Source organism: Alteromonas sp. MmMcT2-5 (assembly GCF_022348315.1).
Taxonomy (GTDB): Bacteria; Pseudomonadota; Gammaproteobacteria; order Enterobacterales; family Alteromonadaceae; genus Alteromonas; species Alteromonas macleodii.
This window is the reverse complement of record NZ_JAKRFB010000063.1, coordinates 1-17309: the sequence shown is the minus strand read 5'-3', so window position 1 is coordinate 17309 and position 17309 is coordinate 1. Positions and strand designations below refer to the sequence as shown.

Genomic DNA, 17309 nt, shown 5'->3' with positions numbered 1-17309 from the left:
CTGCACTCAAATGGTACAGCTCCATAGTCGACGGGGCCTGGACCGCAGGCACATGGAATTAAATTCGTGGGGATCCCTCAGACTCTGACCCCATTATTTGGTGGTTATTTAACGATGGTCATCTCTTCGATGAGGTTCGTTGCACCGTCAACGTATTCCATTACCCATAACATGTACCGGCTATCTACATGGATGGTACGGGTTGTTTTCGGGTCAAAATCCCAATCAGAATTAACGCTCTCGAACGTACCGTCAAACAACAGACCGATAAGCTCTGCTTTTGCGTTAAGCGTTGCTGAGCCTGAGTTACCGCCGGTTGAATCTAAATCGGTAAGGAAGTTCACCGGCACGCTGTTAATAGCTTCTAACTTGTAAGGTCCATATTTCTTGTCCTCAATAAGCGTAAGCTGCTTTTTAGGAGAGTCGAAAGGTGTCTCGCCCGTGTCTTTTTCGGTAATACCTTCAAGACGAGTAAACGGCTCGTAAATTAGGCCGTCTTTTGGCGAGCCGCCCATTACATTACCGTAAGTAACGCGCAGCGTACTGTTTGCATCTGGATAAGCAAGGCTGCCCAAAGATTTTTGCCACTCAATAATGGCACTCATGTATTTAGGGCGAAGCGCTGCAGCTTTACCGCTTAGCGTTTTGCTCTTATCTTCAATAGCCATCTCGGTATCGAACAGGGCAACCGCAAGTTTAATGAACGGGTCGTTGCTATTTTCGAAATCAGCGCGGCTTGCAGTTAACCATTTCAAACGTTCTTCAGTGTTAGTCAATGAAGTCTTGTCGTAAAACGCCTTTAACTTCTTCTGAAGTGTTTTTCCGTCAGTATCACTATCAATGCCTACTGCTTTATCGAACGCGGCTACTCGGTTTTCTTCTGGCTGTTCAAGGTACATACTAATCATTTTTTGCCAAACGGCCTGATCAACGGCCGGATCAAAGCGACGCTCAATACGCTCTACGCCTTCTTTCAGACGAATTTGATCGCGCTCCTGAAATCCAGATTCACGTTCTGCGTCCGGCTTTTCTTTTTCGATGGCATTGCGATAAAGGGTTTGGGCTGATGACAAGAGTTGTGCACGACTTAGGTTGTTGTACCAGAAGTTTTGCTTGTTCATTTGCATTTGTTCAGCACTAACCGCATCAAGATCGGCAAGTGCTTGCTTCATTTCACTCTTACCGTTTTTATCAAGCCATGCAGCTAGTTGCTCTTCACGCTCAGCGCGACGTGGAACAAGTCCAACGCGTTTAGCGCCAGAAAGCTGGCCTAACGTATTTTTGTGGAAGTTGTTAAGACCCGCTAACAATGCTTCGTATTTGATACGCGCATCGCTGCCTTCTTCAGATGCACTTTCGATAGTCTTGATCCACGCGTCTACCAGTTCAAGGTAAGTGGGATATAACCAATCAAACGTGTACGACACTTGTGATAAACGTGCATAGCGATTAGTAGAGCCAGGGTAGCCCGCTGCCATAACAAAGTCGCCGTCTTCAAGTCCAGCTGCCGAAACTTTTAAGAAATGCTCAGGTTTAAACGGCACGTTCTCTTCACTGTAATCAGCAGGTTTACCGTCTTTACCCACATAAGCACGATAGAAAGAGAAGTCGCCCGTATGACGAGGCCACATCCAGTTATCTACATCACCACCGTATTTACCAATTGAATCAGCAGGCGCGTAGGCAATGCGCACGTCACGAATTTCCATTTGCTTAATTAGCTTATACTCAAGGCCTTGGAAAAACGAAGGCACAGAGCAGCGGAAGCCCGCTTCAGACTCACATTCTGCAATTAATGCTTTGCGGTTCGCTTCAATGAGGTCGTAGCGCTCGCGGCCTTGAACGTCATCACTGATACCGCCAATGACGTTGTCGGTTACATCAGAAAAATCGACCGTAACGAACATGCGTGTACCCGGCGCGGCCGGCAGTTCTTCACCAATTTCTTTTGCTAGGAAACCATCTTTTAAATAGTTGTTTTCTGGGGTGCTGTTATATTGAACAGAGCCGCGCGCACAGTGGTGATTAGTAACGGCCAAGCCTTTGTCAGAGACAAACGATGCTGAACAGCCACCTAATGAAACAATCGCGCCCATAGGAAACGCGGTTAGGTCGTTAATACTACTAGCAGGGATTGCTAAGCCTGTTTCTTTTAAATCGCCGGCAATTGAAGGGAGTTGTTCTGGCGTGAACATGCCTTCCTTAGCATTTACTTGCATTGCACTGCCAAGTAGCGCGGCAGAAAGACAAAATACACTTACTTTAGACATGGGTGATCCTTGTTCTTGTCGTTAATCTCATTGTTATAAGTCAGTCGTAATAAATACCAAGTTAACGTGTACGTCAACATTGTTACAGTGTAACGATTATATCCGGCTTGCCCTACTAAAAGGCGTATAGCGCACTGCGTGAATTTGTTAAAAAGTGTGACTAACCGCTACTGACAGCGTGGTTGGGGCGTTCATCGCAGAAATAGGAAGACGGGTAATTTGAAGGCAATAAAAAAGCAGGGTGTGAACCCTGCCTTTCGAATCTTAAGAATCAATAGTTCGTACTTAAAGCACTGATACCAATGCTTTAGCAAGTGTTTCTACGTTTTCTTGGTTGATGCCCGCAATGTTCACGCGGCTAGAATCAACAAAATACACACTGTGCTTTTCACGCACTTCGCGCACTTGCTCTGGAGTAATACACAAGAACGAGAACATACCTTTTTGGTCGTTTACGAAGCTAAAGTCTTTAGGCGAGCCATTATCGTGAAGGTTTTGAACTAGCATTGCACGGAGTGATTTCATGCGATCGCGCATTTCGTTCACTTCAGATACCCACTCGTTGTTAAGTGCTTCGTCAGCTAGGATAATGTCTACCAACGCGCCGCCGTAGCTCGGTGGCATAGAGTAGATGCCACGTGCGATTGACTGAATTTGACCCTGAGCAATTTTACGGGTTGCTGAATCTTCAGTAATGATGGCAGCCAAACCAACACGTTCGCGATAAAGGCCAAAGTTCTTAGAGCAAGAAGCTGCAACGATAACCTCTGGTAGGTTTTCTACCAACAAACGCATGCCGTACGCGTCTTCTTCTAAGCCTTCACCAAAACCTAGGTAAGCCACATCAATGAAAGGCAGGAATTCGCGCTCTTTTGCTACTTCTAGTACTTCATCCCATTGGGCATTAGTAAGATCTGCACCTGTAGGGTTGTGACAGCAACCGTGTAGAAGAACGATATCGCCTTTTTCAGTTTTGCGAAGGGTTTCCATCATAGCGTCAAAGCGAATGCTTGCTGACGCTTTATCGAAGTACGGGTAGGTTTCGATTTTAAGACCCGCAGAGCCGATAAGTGGAATGTGGTTCGCCCATGTCGGGTCGCTTACCCATACTTTAGCGTTGTCGTTACAACGGGCAAGTAGTTCTGAAAGAATACGCAATGCACCACAACCACCTGGAGCTTGAACCGCTGCAACGCGGTCTGCTAATAGAACGGGGCTAGTCTTACCTAATAGCAAAGACAACATACCGTCGATAAAACCTTGGTTGCCCTGAGGCGTGATGTAGGTTTTGCTAGTTTCGGTATCTAAAAGCACTTTTTGCGCTTTTGCGACACTTGAAAGAATAGGGGTATTACCTTGCTCATCTTTATATACGCCAACACCTAAATCGATTTTGTTTGGGTTGGTGTCTTCACGAAAAGCAGCTGACAGGCCAAGAATTGGATCTGGGGCGAGATGGGGTAATACTTCAAACACGATATGTCCTCACGTTACGTTGGTATGCAAAAGATAGCAGGCTGGCATTATGCCACCGATGGTAGAAAAAACGACCCCTAAAGGTTGAAAATATTTCAATTAGTCGAGGAAAGAAAACGTAAACGAAAGTTTCATTTCAAAAACACCCTAAATTGAAAAAGAAAAAGCGCGGGTTTCTTGTGCTTCGCCTTTGTCTGAAAAGCGTCGTTCTTTCCAGGTCAGCGTATTGTTTTTATCTACTAATAGCAGTGTAGAGGTGCGTGTTCCGTATTTTTCGGATTGAATAAAAATGGAAGACAGCGCCTTTTCCCACTCATAGCCTACGCCCGTGTCGGGTAACAGGGCATCGTCGGCTTTATTGTCGTAACGTAAAATATCAAATAAGTCTTCATCATTAATGATGTTTTGTTTGGTGACATAATTGTTCAATGCGGTAACGCCCTGCGTGACTTTTGGCCAAGGTGTGGCAATATCCGCGTTAGACAAACCGTAGACACCAGTGTCGATAATGTGGGTCGAATTGTTTACGTTGTTGTAAACCTTAAGCGAATTTATATCTCCGAATAACAGGTTGTAGCCGTTGTATCGGTGGCGCGTTTTTTCTAGCGTTGCCAAGTATTGTGATTGTGTAACAGGCTTCATTTCGACTGAGTTGTGCTTCAGCCAGTTGGCGACTAATTCACCTCGCGATACCGCATTTTTATTGATGTTGTGTGGGTCCCTTACATTAGTAAGCGCCGCCACATATCCGTTACGCGTAACACCCATCCAGGTTCCATTAGCTTCTAAGTCTTGTCCGGCGAGCAAATGCGGGTGGCTTTTCCAGAATGAAGACGGCGCGGTTGGTCGTGCGTAAAACTCATCCCGATTCGCAGCGATGATAAGCGGGTAGTCATCTCGCATATTGTTTGCGATAAATAAAATACACATAGCTATATTAAGCCCATATTCTCTAAGAATTCAAAACGCTGTTTTGTTAACAATTGCGTTACAAACCTATTTTGATTACTCTTCGCCAAACTGCGCACACTCCAACGTTTTACTCTGTTAATTAATATGCGGGTACAATATGGAAAGTAAAGCGCTTTTCGTTACGGCATTCCACTTCGAAGCCTCAGAAAATAAATTAGCAAATAGATAACCTAAGTGTAGTAAGCAGAGCATAATAATAATGACGAAAACCTCACACCCTCAAACCCACTCTCAACGGGCCAATAGTGTCAACGTTGGAGAGCATGTCCCTCGCAAGTGGCCCAACTGGTTGTCGTCGTTCGCAGCTTGGGTGCTGACAAAAAGGGGCTGGCGTGTAGAAGGCGAACTAATCAATCAGAAAAAAGCCATTTTAGCGGTAGCACCGCATACATCGAACTGGGACTTCTTTATTGGCTTGTTCGTGGTTTTTTCCTTTAAGCTAAACATTAATTTTTTCGGAAAGCACACCATCTTTGCGCCCCCTTTGGGCACTATTGTTAGAAGATTAGGCGGTATTCCTATAGAGAGAAGTAAAGCGCATGGGGTGGTCACGTCTATTGCAAATAAGATAAAGGAAGCCGATGAATTAATACTCGCGTTAGCGCCAGAGGGTACGCGAAGCCCCATTTATCCATGGAAAACAGGCTTTATGCACATTGCAAGAGAAGCCGAAATTCCTATACAAGTCATTGGGTTGGACTACGCCAGAAAGATGATTGTGTTGGGGCCAATTATTCAGAAAGTGACTAACATAGATGAACAAATGCAAACTATTTATACGTTTTATGATAATGTTTGCGCAAAATATCCTAAAAACTGCATTACAAAGCCATAATCATTTCTATTGAAGTGGTAAGTACGCAACCGTATCAACTCAGAGTACTGGTGCGCGCTCGGCTCGGTCGCAAACATCTATTTTCGGAGCTTCACCCGTGACAAAATTGGGATTCACAACCCGTCAGGTTCATTCTGATCGCATGCTAAATACGCCTGAACATGGTGGTGTTCACAGCAGCACGTCTAATTCAGTTCTTTTCGAGTTTAAAGATGCGCAGGGCATCATCGATGCGTTTCAAGGTAAACGAGCTGCTCATGTTTATTCTCGTTCATCGTCACCTTCTGTGGCGGCACTGCAAAATATGCTCAATGATCTGGAAGGCGGTGTGGGTACCTTATGTTACTCAACCGGAATGGCGGCGATAAGCAGCTCGTTATTTGCTTTACTCAAAGCCGGCGACCATTTAATTGTAAGCCAATACCTATTTGGTAATACGCGAAGCTTTTTTGAAACCATTAAAGATTTTGGTGTGCAGGTTACCTACACAGATGTGACCGACATTCAGCAAGTCAAAGAAGCTTACCAGCCAAACACAAAAGGCGTTTACACCGAAACCGTAGCTAACCCAGTGACACAGGTGGCCGACCTTCACGCCATTGGTCAATTCTGCGAAGAGAAGCACATGCTGTTTATGGTTGATAACACCATGACGCCACCCCCTGTTTTTTACGCTAAAGATGTTAAAGCGTCGTTAGTGTTTTGCTCGCTGACAAAATACATTGCAGGTCACGGTAACGTTTTAGGTGGTGCTGTCATCGATACGGGTAACTATGATTGGAGTAAGTTTAGTAACCTAAAACCGGCTTATCAGGTTGCAGATACTGCACAGTGGGGCATTACGCAAATTAAAAAGAAAGGTTTACGCGATTTAGGCGCTACATTGGCACCGCAATCAGCGACGGCCATTGCCCTAGGCATGGAAACCTTAGATTTACGTTTATCACGAAGTCAGCATAATGCTATGCAGTTGGCGACGTTCCTAGATAATCATCCCAAGGTATCTAAAGTCTTTTATCCAGGTCTTGCCGACCACCCTCAGCATTTCATGGCACGGGAATACCTAAACGACGGCTATGGCGCAATTTTGAGTTTTGACCTTATCGACGGTGCTGATCCAGTGGCGTTTTTAAACGAAATGAAGTTAGTTATTTGCGCCACGCACTTAGGGGATAATCGCACCTTAGCGCTTCCAGTTGCGCCTACTATTTATTTTGAGAACACGGCAGAAGAGCGTGAGTTAATGGGTATTTCCGATACCATGCTGCGTATTTCGGTAGGTATTGAAGACACTCAGGATCTGATTGCAGATTTCGACACGGCGCTAAATACCATATAGATAAAATTTTCTTGTCGAGAAACACAAAAAAGGGGCGTTTGCCCCTTTTTTTATTTTAGATTAATTGGGTCTCAATATAATTGAAACACAATGGGTTTAGCTATTTTTGACTAGTCAAAACCTAGCGTAATTTGTCCACGAATTTCACCGCTTGGGAATGCATCTGAGTGGAAGTTAGTGTAAAGACCTCCGTCTGCCATAACATTCATTTGCTCAGCAGTTAACGTAGTATTAGCTGGCACAGACCACATACCGCTGGTACCAGCAGTAAGTCCAATTAGAACATCTCCATTTACGCCCATTTCACCCTCGTGAATGTGAGCCATGTTTGCTGTCATACCGGTAATGGTAACGCTGCCTGACAGTGCACCTGTAGATGTATTCAAAGTAAATGCACCAGCGCCGCTTGCTGTTGTAGTTACTGCAGGCACTTCTTGTAGGCCGTTGGCAATGATGCCGTACACTTCAATACTATCAGGTGTGATTTGGCCGCGAATTTCACCACCAGTATTAGCTGCTGTATGCACATTCACATAATGACCACCTGCCAGTAGTTGCGTAGCTGTGGCTTCATCTAGTGCTATGCTTCCGTCTGTCATCCAAACGCCAGCGGTGCTTTCACTTTCCACAAGTCCTACAAGTACGTCACCATTTTCACCAGCAAACCCAGTATGAATGTGCGCCATAGTCGCATTTTCAATAGTGGTTACCGCCACAAGAGAAACGTTGTTGTTTGTGGTGTCGAAGAGCGCATAGCCAGACCCCATTGCCATGGTGTCAACTGCTGGTACCTCTTGGCTGCCGCTTAGTGAGAATGTTACTACCGCAGTTGTATCGGGAACAATCTGACCACGCACTTCGCCATTAGGGTTAGCGGTAGTGTGAACATTTAAATACCACTCACCGCTAGTTAGCGCGTCTAAATTGCTAGGTGAAATATTAGTTTCAGCGAGAACATAAGTTCCATTACCAGCATCTGTCAGTGGGAAAGCAACCGGCCCATTCATACCAATGCCGCCATCGTGTACGTGTACACCAGTAACATCCGTTAAGCCTGATACGTCAACACTTACGCTAAACGCCGGTAAGTCTTCGTCAATTTCGACCACTGCAGTTGCCATAGACATAGTAGTTACGGCAGGCACTTCTTGTGACCCACTTAAGTTTACATTGTAAGTCATGTCAGCATTAAAAGCTGGTGGAGGTGGTGCTAGGCCATCAAGCAACGCTAATTGAGGTAAATCACCTTCCATCGCGCCATCTAGTGCGATAGCAGTGTAAATCTCACCATTCTCAAGCGTTAAAACGCCGGTTTCTATCGCTACTGTTTTGGTACCTGTTGGTGTAACAGTGACCACATAATCACCTTCAGCAAGACTTACATAACCAGTTTCAACCAAGTCACCTGTTTCATATGCTATATCAGCAAATGCTGGGTCGACAGCATCAATTTCGCCGTCTGCAGTTACATAAATATCGACGTTACCTGCTGAAGGTGAAGCATGTACAATACGCACTTTCGCTTCTGTCGCTACGGAGCGGGGCATATCAACAAGCACATCAAGTTCTGGTGCAGCCAAAACGTTGTTTGCGATAGCGGTATAAGACATACCTACTTCTAGCGTCAACTCAACATCGTCAATTGCCACAACACTGTTGTCGCTATCGGCTACAACGTCAATGAGATAGTCACCGGCTGCAACAGACAAATAGTCTGTGGTGCGCGGGAACTGTATTCCGTCCACCAATACTATTTCGTTATTTGCTACAACATCAACCGCTGGTGCGTCGCTGATACCGTGCACAACGCGGATAGCAGCACCTGCTTCTGCATCCCAAATCTTGAAGCTTCCATCACCGTCCGCGGCCAGTAATGTTACTGGTGAATCGCCGGTACCTACGTTATTAGTAGCAGCGATAAGCAAATCAGCACCGTCTGCAAGGTTTACCGTACCAGAGTCGTATACAACCGTTGTCTCACCGGCCGGTGTAATACGAATTTGATAATCACCCGCAGGTACTTGAATTAAATCGGTTGCGTCAGTAAATTCAGCAGTAACAAGCGGCTGCTCGGCAGTGATATCTGTATCTGGTGCCGTAACATAAATATCAACCATAGGTGCCATTGATGCTGCATGTACAATCTGTACTTGAGCATTACCCGCGTCAACTGCGGTTTCCATACTGGTCACTGTTAAAAGCGATAACGACTCATCGCCAACATTACCTACTGCAAAAATATCGTAGTTCATGTCAGCTTCTAAAGTAACGTCAGCTTGCAACACTTCAGCGTTTTCACCTGGAAGAATGCCTGTAACACCAATATCGTACATGCCTGTCTCAACTTCGAAGCGAGATGAAGCGACTTGGTAATCAACGCTTTCGAGATCGTTGAGTATGGCGTCATTAGCAGTGATGTTTACCATTGGTGCGTCTGATGCTGCGTGAACAACTCGAACGTTTGCGTATTCCGGGGCGGGTGTGGGCTCTTGTACGACATCGTCGTCGTCATCCGAGCAGCCAATTAAAAACAGTGGTAATATTGAACATGCAAGGAGCGCTTTGGTCCTTCTCATATTTTGTATCCTCTTAATTGTGTTGTGGCAAACTCGGTTACGCTGAGCAAATAAGAGAAGATCAACCTCCTTGCAACATTAACGTAATGTAATATTTTCAATAATTTCACATTTGTTTTTTTCCTTGGCAGTCTGTTCTACAAAATAGAACGAAGCCTTCATGTTTTTGATATTTTCATCCCACCCGATTGCCGTAATATAGCCATATATTATCGAAACAACGAATATTGGAGTTCGGCATGAAAAAAGTACTGGCTATATTTTCCAGCCTAAATGGCGCCCAAGGTAATTCTTCAAAGCTTGCAAACGAGTACCTTTCAAAAATTGAGAATGACGGTTCTGTGCACATTAACCGCGTGGATGTTGCCTCTCTGGCACTGCCTCATTTAACAGGTGAAGAAATGCAAGCGTGGATGACTGAGGCGTCTGAGCGAAATGAATCACAACAGGCATTGGCAAAAGTCTCTGATGACATTGTTGAAGCAGTAAAAGCGGCTGACGAAATTGTGCTAGCCGTGCCAATGTACAACTTTGGCATCCCATCGAGCTTAAAAGCTTACTTCGACCGTATTGCAAGAGCTGGTATAACATTTAAGTATACCGAGACAAGTCCTGTCGGATTGCTAGAAAATAAATCAGCGACTGTTTTTGCCGCGCGTGGTGGTGTGTATGCAGGTTCAGACTTTGATACGCAAACGCCGTATTTAAAACACTTTTTAAATTTTGTTGGTGTCAGTGACGTTAAATTCGTTTACGCTGAAGGACTTAACATGGGCGAAGAGCAAGCAAACAAGGCTTTTTCTGAAGCAAGCGAAAAAATTATTGAACTAACCAACAACTAAACACACTAAATTAATGCAGTTAGCTAAAACGTAGGAAGTATGTTTTCAGCTAAAAGTGTGTTCCAAGTTGAGTGTGCTTGATTGCCCCGCGTGTTACGCGGGGCTTTTTTATGCGCGGCTTTTAGATTCTCGTTTGGTGTGACCTATAGGCAGCGTTAATATTCGCGGGTTTATTCGCTTTTGAGGAGTGCCTCTATGTCAGCGATAAAAGCCGGATCAGTAGGCTTTGTTGAACTAGGGTAGTGGGTTATTTGCTTACCGGAGCTGTCAATAAGGTACTTATTAAAGTTCCATGATGGCGCTTTGCCGGTGGCGGTTTTTAGCATTCTATACATAGGCTCGGCGTCTTCACCTTTTACCGATATCGGTTCAAACATCGGAAACTTTACGCCATAAGTCAATTCACACAGTTCTGCCGTTTTGCCTTCATCATTATCTTCTTGGTTAAAATCGTGCGACGGGAAGCCAAGTACTACAAAATCTTTGTCTTTGTAGTCACTATAAAGGGCTTCTAAACCTTCAAATTGTGGCGTGTAGCCGCAATAGCTGGCTGTGTTCACCACTAAAAGGGTCTTTCCGGCATATTCGTTACACAAATTCACCGTTTCTTGTGAGTTGAGCTTACGCTTCATGAACTTTAGTACGCTGGGGCACTCGCTCGCAAAGCTAGGAGTCGTGAAAAAGCTGAGCGCAAGCAACGCAGGTACAAAACCTTTCGCTTTCATAGTGTTTTACCTCATCAGTGAATTTTTGTTATTTTGTTCAGGCCGACAGACCAGTTTCACAACCATAAACGCAGATGGTTTACGTTTGGTTCACTATCTCAATCGATGAACGTTAGCGTATTAGTAACTGCTCTGCGTATAATGTTAACGTTTTTTACATAACAACGACTTAAAATAATGAAAAAATACTCTTCTTTACTCATCGCGGCTAGCGTTACTTTTGCGTTGGGCGGATGTGCAAGCACGACTAACGAACCATCTAGCCAAGCAGCGTCTACATCGCTTCCTGCTGCTACTGTCCAGCAAACCGTTACACCCGATGTCGCGCCTCAGAACAGCGTGAAAAATGGTGAAATTACTTTAAAGCAAATAATGTCAGATCCTCAATGGATGGGCGCGCTACCCGAAGGTATGGGGTGGTCGGTCAATGGCGATAAAATTGTTTTTGAAAAAGAAAGACAGAATAGCGCGTTAACAGATGTTTATGTTGCTGAACTCTCAAACCCTGCAAATGCCGTAAAAGCACCGTTGTCAGATTTGCACAAGTATCGTTTTGACGAACGTGTAGTAAGAAATGATGGTGTAATTGCTTATTCATTTGAAGACAGTGTTTATGTGCAATTTACCAACGGTGAAACCGTGCGTATAGCGCGTGGCGGGAATGCGCTGTCAACGCTTTCATTTATGACTGATGGCCGCTTAATGGCGTTAAGCGGTAACAAATTTATTGCTATAGACCTATCTAACGGCACCCGCGAAGAATTATTGAGCTGGGAGTTTAGCGACGAACCCAAAGCGGCTGAGCCGCCTAAAGATTATATTGCCGAGCAGCAACAGTCGCTGGTGGAATACATCAAACTACAGCGCAAAAACAGACAAGAAAAAGACGACGCTCAAAAAGCGTTGGCCAAAGAAAACAGCAGTGTAGCACCTACGCCGTTTTACTTTGATAAGTCGCATCGACTAGCGGGTATTAGCGTATCACCTGCGGGTAACTTCGCGGTAGTAGCAACCACGGAAAGTAAGCCGACTCGTGATGACAGCGACATCATGCCGCATTATATCCAAGAAGACAGCCGCATTGCCGCGAAGCCGGTACGCCAACGTGTTGCAGATGCACAATCGGTAAATCATGAACTGTGGCTGCTTAATTTGAAAACTGGCGAGAAGAGTGAACTTAAATACTTTAATTTGCCTGGCTACAATGACGACGTACTTGCTGACGTAAAAGCAGAAAACGCGAAGGCAAAAGGCGAGACCTATGAAGTTAATCGTTTGCCGCGCGACATTACCTTACTGCAAAGCTGGTATTGGACTAAGCCTTCGATTCGCTGGCACAAAAACGGTAACGCTGTTGCCGTTATGCTAGAAGCGTGGGACAACAAAGACCGCTGGATTGCAACGGTCGACTTAGCGAATAAAACGCTAGAAAACCAACATAGGCTTCATGACGATGCGTGGGTAAACTACCGTTTCAACGCATTTGATTGGCTAAATGACAGCGAAACACTTTACTATCAATCTGAGCATACTGGTTACTCGCACTTATACGTTCAAAAGCCTGGCGAGAAACCTGTCGCGCTAACCAGCGGCCTTTTTATTGTTGACGATTTAACGCTTTCTAGCGATGACAATTATATCTACTTTAAAGCTAACATGGAGCACCCGGGGCTTTACGAAGTTTATCGTGCAGATTTAAGTGACAATACCATCGATACCATGACTGATTTGAATGGTATGACAGACTACTCACTTAGCCCTGATGGTAAAAATTTGCTGCTAAGCCATAGCAAGGTGAATCAGCCACAAGAGCTTTACATTAAGCCAGCAAACGAAACAACAGCGGTAAAGCAAATCACGCAAAGCACCAGTGCAGATTTTAATGCACTTCCATGGGCGGTGCCTAACATCGTTGCTATTGAATCGTCGCATACCGATGCACCTATTTACGCACGAGTATATTTACCGGAAAATTACGACAAGACGGCACCAAATAAAGCGGTAGTGTTTAATCACGGTGCAGGCTACTTGCAAAACGCCCACATGGGGTGGTCTGGTTACTTCCGAGAATACATGTTCCATAGCATGCTCGTGCAGCAAGGCTATGTCGTACTAGATATGGACTATCGCGCTAGTGCTGGCTACGGACGTGATTGGCGAACCGCTATTTATCGTCAAATGGGTACGCCTGAAGTGCAAGATTTGCGTGATGGTGTTAACTGGCTTGTTGAAAATGCAAATGTAGATCGTGAGCGTATTGGCACATACGGCGGTTCATACGGCGGCTTCTTGACCTTTATGTCTATGTTTACTGCGCCAGATCTGTTTGCGGCAGGTGCAGCACTTCGTCCGGTAACCGATTGGGCCCACTACAACACGCCATATACGGCTAATATTCTTAATACGCCTGATATCGACCCCATTGCGTTTGAGCGTAGCTCGCCAATTTATTTTGCCGATGGATTAGAAAAGCCGTTGCTTATCAATGCGCCAATGGTTGATGACAACGTGTTTTTCCACGACACCGTGCGATTGGTACAGCGTCTTATCGAGCTTGAGAAAGAAGATTTTGAAACGGCCATTTATCCGGTAGAGCCACATGGCTTTGTGCAGCCAAGCTCTTGGCTTGATGAATACCGCCGTATCTATAAGTTATTTGAAGAAAACTTATAAGCAAAGCCTTTACTTGAATCGCCTAACGTCTAAGAAGCGCTGGGTTGCTCATAAAGTAATAGGCATACAGCAAAAGGCCCAAATTCAATGAATTCGGGCCTTTTTTTAAATCTTCATTTTTTGCTTCAGCACATTAATCTGCTTTAACAAATCAAAATGCGTAAAAAGAGTGACGCTATATCGCTCGAGTTTCTATTTTCTTTTCGCCGTAATAAACATAAGTAAAAAGATTGCGATACCCGTAAGCGCACCGAATAAATGGGCGTCTACGGCAACTTTTGCGTCAATCAGGTTTGCAACTTGTTCACTACTACCGTCAATTTGTTCGTATCCCACCTTGATGGCTAGACCTATAAGCAATAACCAACCCGACTTCATTTTCTCTTTTATATCAACACAGGCGCCCCATGCGAAAATACCATGTAGTGCGCCAGATAAGCCTGCGTACCAAATGAGATCTGGAGAGAAAAAATAAAGGCCAATACTGGTTCCCAAACAGCACCACACAAAAACTTTTAAGTACAAACCAATGCGATAATGTTCACCGTGGAGTGCCCACAATAAAGCCAGACCTGCTAAATTTAAAAGTAGGTGGTAGCCATTGGTATGCACGATATTGCCGCTGACTATTCGCCAAGTTTCTAGACCTTGAATGGCGTACCTGTCGTAAGCCAAATAATTGCCAGACATAGGCTCAAAGAAAAACGCGACAACGGAGCATAGCGCAATAAATAAAGGACCAGCGCTATACTTAAGCGAAAACGGCAGTGACATCATCAGTGTTAGTTATTTTTGAAATTAGAATTTGCTGGCTATGATACAGAAATTGCCTACAGGGTGAAAACTGAAGTACGCCCAAAACAAAAAGACGACAGTAAAGGAGTAATTATGTCTTACATTATTACCGAAACAAATCAGCAATGCTTAACCATTACACTTAACCGAACCGATAAGAAAAATGCGTTAACACGCGACATGTATCAAGAAATGGCGAATGCCATATTAGGTGTTAAAAACGATGGCTCAACCAAAGTGGTGGTTATTAAAGGCGCGGGCGATTGTTTTACTGCAGGAAATGACATTGGAGACTTCGCACAGCAACAAGATCACGCTCAGGTGCCAGAAACAGCTGCCTTTATGCGAGCTTTGGCTGCATGTAATTTACCGGTTATTGCACAAGTTCACGGATTAGCAGTGGGCATAGGCACAACGCTTTTACTTCATTGCGATTTTGTTTACGCCACTCCAGATACCCGATTTGTTCTACCATTCATCAACTTAGGGCTTGTTCCTGAATATGCATCAAGTTATCTTTTGCCTAAGGTTGCGGGTCATATAAAGGCGGCAGAGTGGCTAATGCTGGGCGAACCCTTTACCTCTGCTGATGCTTATCAATTTGGTATTCTGACAAAAATTGTCGACGCTCACGAAATAGATCAAACGGTTCAAACTACGGTAGAGAAACTCGTCGCCAAGCCTTCATTTTCGCTTAAACAAACAAAAGCGCTATTAAAAGGTGACGGAGAGCGAACAAACCAACAAATGAACGAAGAGTTTGATATATTTTTAGAAGCGTTGGGCACAACCGCAGCTCAAGAAGCGTTTGATGCGTTTCTTAAAAAACGCCCAATAAACCCCGAAAAATTTAAATAAGAGGAAGTATTATTTTGAGACGCAGTGCTTTTTTCAGAGCTTCAGTGGTAACTCTTGCATTATCTAGCTGTTTTATTTTTGGTGCGAACGCGAAACAAACACGTGAAGTCGGAGAACCAGAAGCGGCAACAGGCTACATAGAGAAAAAGGCATTTGAAGCCGAAGATTATATGGTTGTAGCGGCAAATCCCTATGCGTCTTGGGCGGGAAAGAATATTTTAGAAAAGGGCGGAAGTGCGATCGATGCAGCGGTAGCTGTGCAATCGATGCTTTCGCTGGTTGAACCACAATCGTCAGGTATTGGCGGTGGTGCGTTTATCCTTTATTGGGATAATAAGAACAAAGTACTTCACACCTTTGACGGCCGTGAAACCGCACCGAAAGCTGTCAATTCTCATTGGTTTATTGAAGGTAATAAGCCAATGCGCTGGTTAGATGCCGTAGTAGGCGGTAAGTCAGTTGGCGTGCCTGGTGCAGTAAAAGCGCTAGAAATGGCTCAGGGCGAGTTCGGTAAGCTGCCTTGGAATACGCTGTTCGACGATACAATCAAAACAGCTGAAGACGGTTTTAAAGTATCGCCGCGTTTAGCCAAACTTGTTGCATTAGACTATCACCCTGGCCTGAAAACTTTTCCTGCAAGCTCTACTTATTTCTTCCCGGCAGGCCTGCCGTTAAAAGAAGGCACGGTTAAGAAAAACAAAAAGTTAGCTAAAACCCTAAGAGGTATTGCGGAAAAGGGCAGCGACTATTTGCTGAAAGGCGAAGTTGCCGAAAAAATAGTGGAAGCGGTTAATAATGCGGAGATTAACCCTGGCCAAATGTCGTTGGAAGATTTAGCAAGCTATGAACCAGTAAAACGTGAACCCGTATGTGGCTTGTACCACGAAAAACGCATTTGCGGTATGGCACCACCTAGCTCAGGTGGCGTAAACGTTTATCAAATTCTAAAAATGTTAGAAGGTTTTAACCTTAGTCAATACGCACCGGATTCAGTAGAGTTTGCCAACCTGTATACGCAAGCAAGTGCGCTTTCGTATGCCGACCGCGAGAAGTTCATAGCGGATAGCGATTTTACTAACTTGCCGTTTGCGGCCATGATTAATACCGCTTATCTTCAGCGCCGTGCCGAGAGTATTGCTGTTGATAAAGAGTGGCGCCGCAAACGCGCGGGTAATCCTTACGCCGATGCGAATGTAGCACTTGGTACGTCAATGGAGTTGCCCAATACCTCACACGTTTCTATAGTAGACAAAGAGGGCAATGCAGTATCAATGACTACCAGCATTGAATTCATGTTTGGTTCTGGGATTATGGTAGAAGGCTTCCTGCTTAATAATCAGCTTACCGACTTTTCATTTTCGCCAACCAAAAACCGTTTTCCAGTACCAAATCGCGTAGAGCCTGGTAAGCGTCCTAGAAGTGCTATGAGCCCTACAATGGTGTTCGACAAAGAAGGGAATTTAGAGGTGGTTGTAGGCTCGCCGGGCGGCTCTAGAATTGTAAGCTACGTCGCTCAAACCCTAATTGGAGTTTTGGACTTTGGCTTGGATATTCAGCAGGCCATTAATCTTCCTAAAATCACTAATCGAAACGACTACACTGCGTTAGAGAAGGGCACACCAATAGCTGAGCTTGAAGAGCCGTTAAAGGCACTCGGCCATAACGTTGAAGTAGTGGATTTAAACAGCGGTCTTCATGGCATTCAGTTTAAATCAGGTAAATTAATTGGCGGCGCAGATCCTCGCAGAGAGGGCATTGCAGTAGGGCGCTAATATTACATTTGCCTAGTTAAAACTAGATGCAGCAATGTGCTGTTGCCTTAGAGAAAGCGGAAGGTTAAATATCTTCCGCTTTTTTGTTTGCCCAGCGAAGCTGGCAAACCCGTCAGGTTGAAAGAAACCTGAATCACCCTGACTGAGGGGAAGATAATCCGAATGGCAAGGGCGTG

The 17309-nt window shown here is 44.8% G+C and carries 12 protein-coding genes; 6 read left to right on the top strand and 6 right to left on the bottom strand.

The window, feature by feature from the left end:
- Positions 1–104: 104 nt before the first annotated feature.
- From MHN09_RS18650 to MHN09_RS18640, 3 genes are all read right to left on the bottom strand, one after another.
- Entirely contained in the window at positions 105–2270 is a 2166-nt protein-coding gene (locus MHN09_RS18650) for a S46 family peptidase (RefSeq protein ID WP_239241690.1), read from the bottom strand.
- A 285-nt stretch (positions 2271–2555) separates the two neighbouring features.
- The gene (locus MHN09_RS18645) at positions 2556–3746 is read right to left on the bottom strand and encodes an amino acid aminotransferase (protein WP_014949721.1); all 1191 of its coding nucleotides are present in this window, start codon (positions 3744–3746) and stop codon (positions 2556–2558) included.
- A 147-nt stretch (positions 3747–3893) separates the two neighbouring features.
- Complete coding sequence (locus MHN09_RS18640; protein ID WP_239241689.1) at positions 3894–4676, bottom strand: NRDE family protein; 783 nt, start codon at positions 4674–4676, stop codon at positions 3894–3896.
- Between the two features lie 241 nt (positions 4677–4917).
- On the opposite strand from MHN09_RS18640, the gene MHN09_RS18635 reads away from it, so the two are divergent.
- Both MHN09_RS18635 and MHN09_RS18630 read left to right on the top strand, forming a co-directional pair.
- Positions 4918–5553: a 1-acyl-sn-glycerol-3-phosphate acyltransferase gene (locus MHN09_RS18635; RefSeq protein ID WP_239241688.1), complete on the top strand. Its 636-nt coding sequence runs from the start codon at positions 4918–4920 to the stop codon at positions 5551–5553.
- 97 nt (positions 5554–5650) lie between these two features.
- Complete coding sequence (locus MHN09_RS18630; RefSeq protein ID WP_039225530.1) at positions 5651–6892, top strand: cystathionine gamma-synthase family protein; 1242 nt, start codon at positions 5651–5653, stop codon at positions 6890–6892.
- A 110-nt stretch (positions 6893–7002) separates the two neighbouring features.
- On the opposite strand, the gene MHN09_RS18625 is transcribed toward MHN09_RS18630, so the two are convergent.
- Entirely contained in the window at positions 7003–9468 is a 2466-nt protein-coding gene (locus MHN09_RS18625; protein WP_239241687.1) for a CHRD domain-containing protein, read from the bottom strand.
- A gap of 239 nt (positions 9469–9707) precedes the next feature.
- Between MHN09_RS18625 and MHN09_RS18620 the strand changes: the two genes are divergently transcribed.
- Positions 9708–10310: an NAD(P)H-dependent oxidoreductase gene (locus tag MHN09_RS18620; protein WP_239241686.1), complete on the top strand. Its 603-nt coding sequence runs from the start codon at positions 9708–9710 to the stop codon at positions 10308–10310.
- Between the two features lie 170 nt (positions 10311–10480).
- On the opposite strand, the gene MHN09_RS18615 is transcribed toward MHN09_RS18620, so the two are convergent.
- Positions 10481–11035, bottom strand: coding sequence for a glutathione peroxidase (locus MHN09_RS18615; RefSeq protein WP_239241685.1), 555 nt, complete (start codon positions 11033–11035; stop codon positions 10481–10483).
- A 177-nt stretch (positions 11036–11212) separates the two neighbouring features.
- Between MHN09_RS18615 and MHN09_RS18610 the strand changes: the two genes are divergently transcribed.
- On the top strand, positions 11213–13708 hold the full coding sequence (locus tag MHN09_RS18610) for a prolyl oligopeptidase family serine peptidase (RefSeq protein WP_239241684.1): 2496 nt from the start codon (positions 11213–11215) through the stop codon (positions 13706–13708).
- A gap of 192 nt (positions 13709–13900) precedes the next feature.
- Here the strand turns inward: MHN09_RS18610 and rrtA are convergent, their stop codons facing one another.
- The gene (gene rrtA, locus MHN09_RS18605) at positions 13901–14485 is read right to left on the bottom strand and encodes a rhombosortase (protein WP_239241683.1); all 585 of its coding nucleotides are present in this window, start codon (positions 14483–14485) and stop codon (positions 13901–13903) included.
- 111 nt (positions 14486–14596) lie between these two features.
- Here rrtA and MHN09_RS18600 point away from each other — a divergent pair, with 111 nt between their 5' ends.
- On the top strand, positions 14597–15361 hold the full coding sequence (locus MHN09_RS18600; RefSeq protein ID WP_230598867.1) for an enoyl-CoA hydratase: 765 nt from the start codon (positions 14597–14599) through the stop codon (positions 15359–15361).
- Between the two features lie 14 nt (positions 15362–15375).
- Positions 15376–17133 (top strand): gamma-glutamyltransferase, encoded by a 1758-nt coding sequence (ggt, locus tag MHN09_RS18595; protein ID WP_239241682.1) that lies wholly within the window; start codon positions 15376–15378, stop codon positions 17131–17133.
- Positions 17134–17309: the final 176 nt, after the last annotated feature.

Excerpts from the sequence above, each read along its gene's own strand:
- MHN09_RS18650 (WP_239241690.1), bottom strand. The coding sequence starts at position 2,270 with ATGTCTAAAGTAAGTGTATTTTGTCTTTCTGCCGCGCTACTTGGCAGT.
- MHN09_RS18640 (WP_239241689.1), bottom strand. The coding sequence starts at position 4,676 with ATGTGTATTTTATTTATCGCAAACAATATGCGAGATGACTACCCGCTT.
- MHN09_RS18635 (WP_239241688.1), top strand. The coding sequence starts at position 4,918 with ATGACGAAAACCTCACACCCTCAAACCCACTCTCAACGGGCCAATAGT.
- MHN09_RS18625 (WP_239241687.1), bottom strand. The coding sequence starts at position 9,468 with ATGAGAAGGACCAAAGCGCTCCTTGCATGTTCAATATTACCACTGTTT.
- MHN09_RS18620 (WP_239241686.1), top strand. The coding sequence starts at position 9,708 with ATGAAAAAAGTACTGGCTATATTTTCCAGCCTAAATGGCGCCCAAGGT.
- MHN09_RS18615 (WP_239241685.1), bottom strand. The coding sequence starts at position 11,035 with ATGAAAGCGAAAGGTTTTGTACCTGCGTTGCTTGCGCTCAGCTTTTTC.
- MHN09_RS18610 (WP_239241684.1), top strand. The coding sequence starts at position 11,213 with ATGAAAAAATACTCTTCTTTACTCATCGCGGCTAGCGTTACTTTTGCG.
- rrtA (WP_239241683.1), bottom strand. The coding sequence starts at position 14,485 with ATGATGTCACTGCCGTTTTCGCTTAAGTATAGCGCTGGTCCTTTATTT.
- MHN09_RS18600 (WP_230598867.1), top strand. The coding sequence starts at position 14,597 with ATGTCTTACATTATTACCGAAACAAATCAGCAATGCTTAACCATTACA.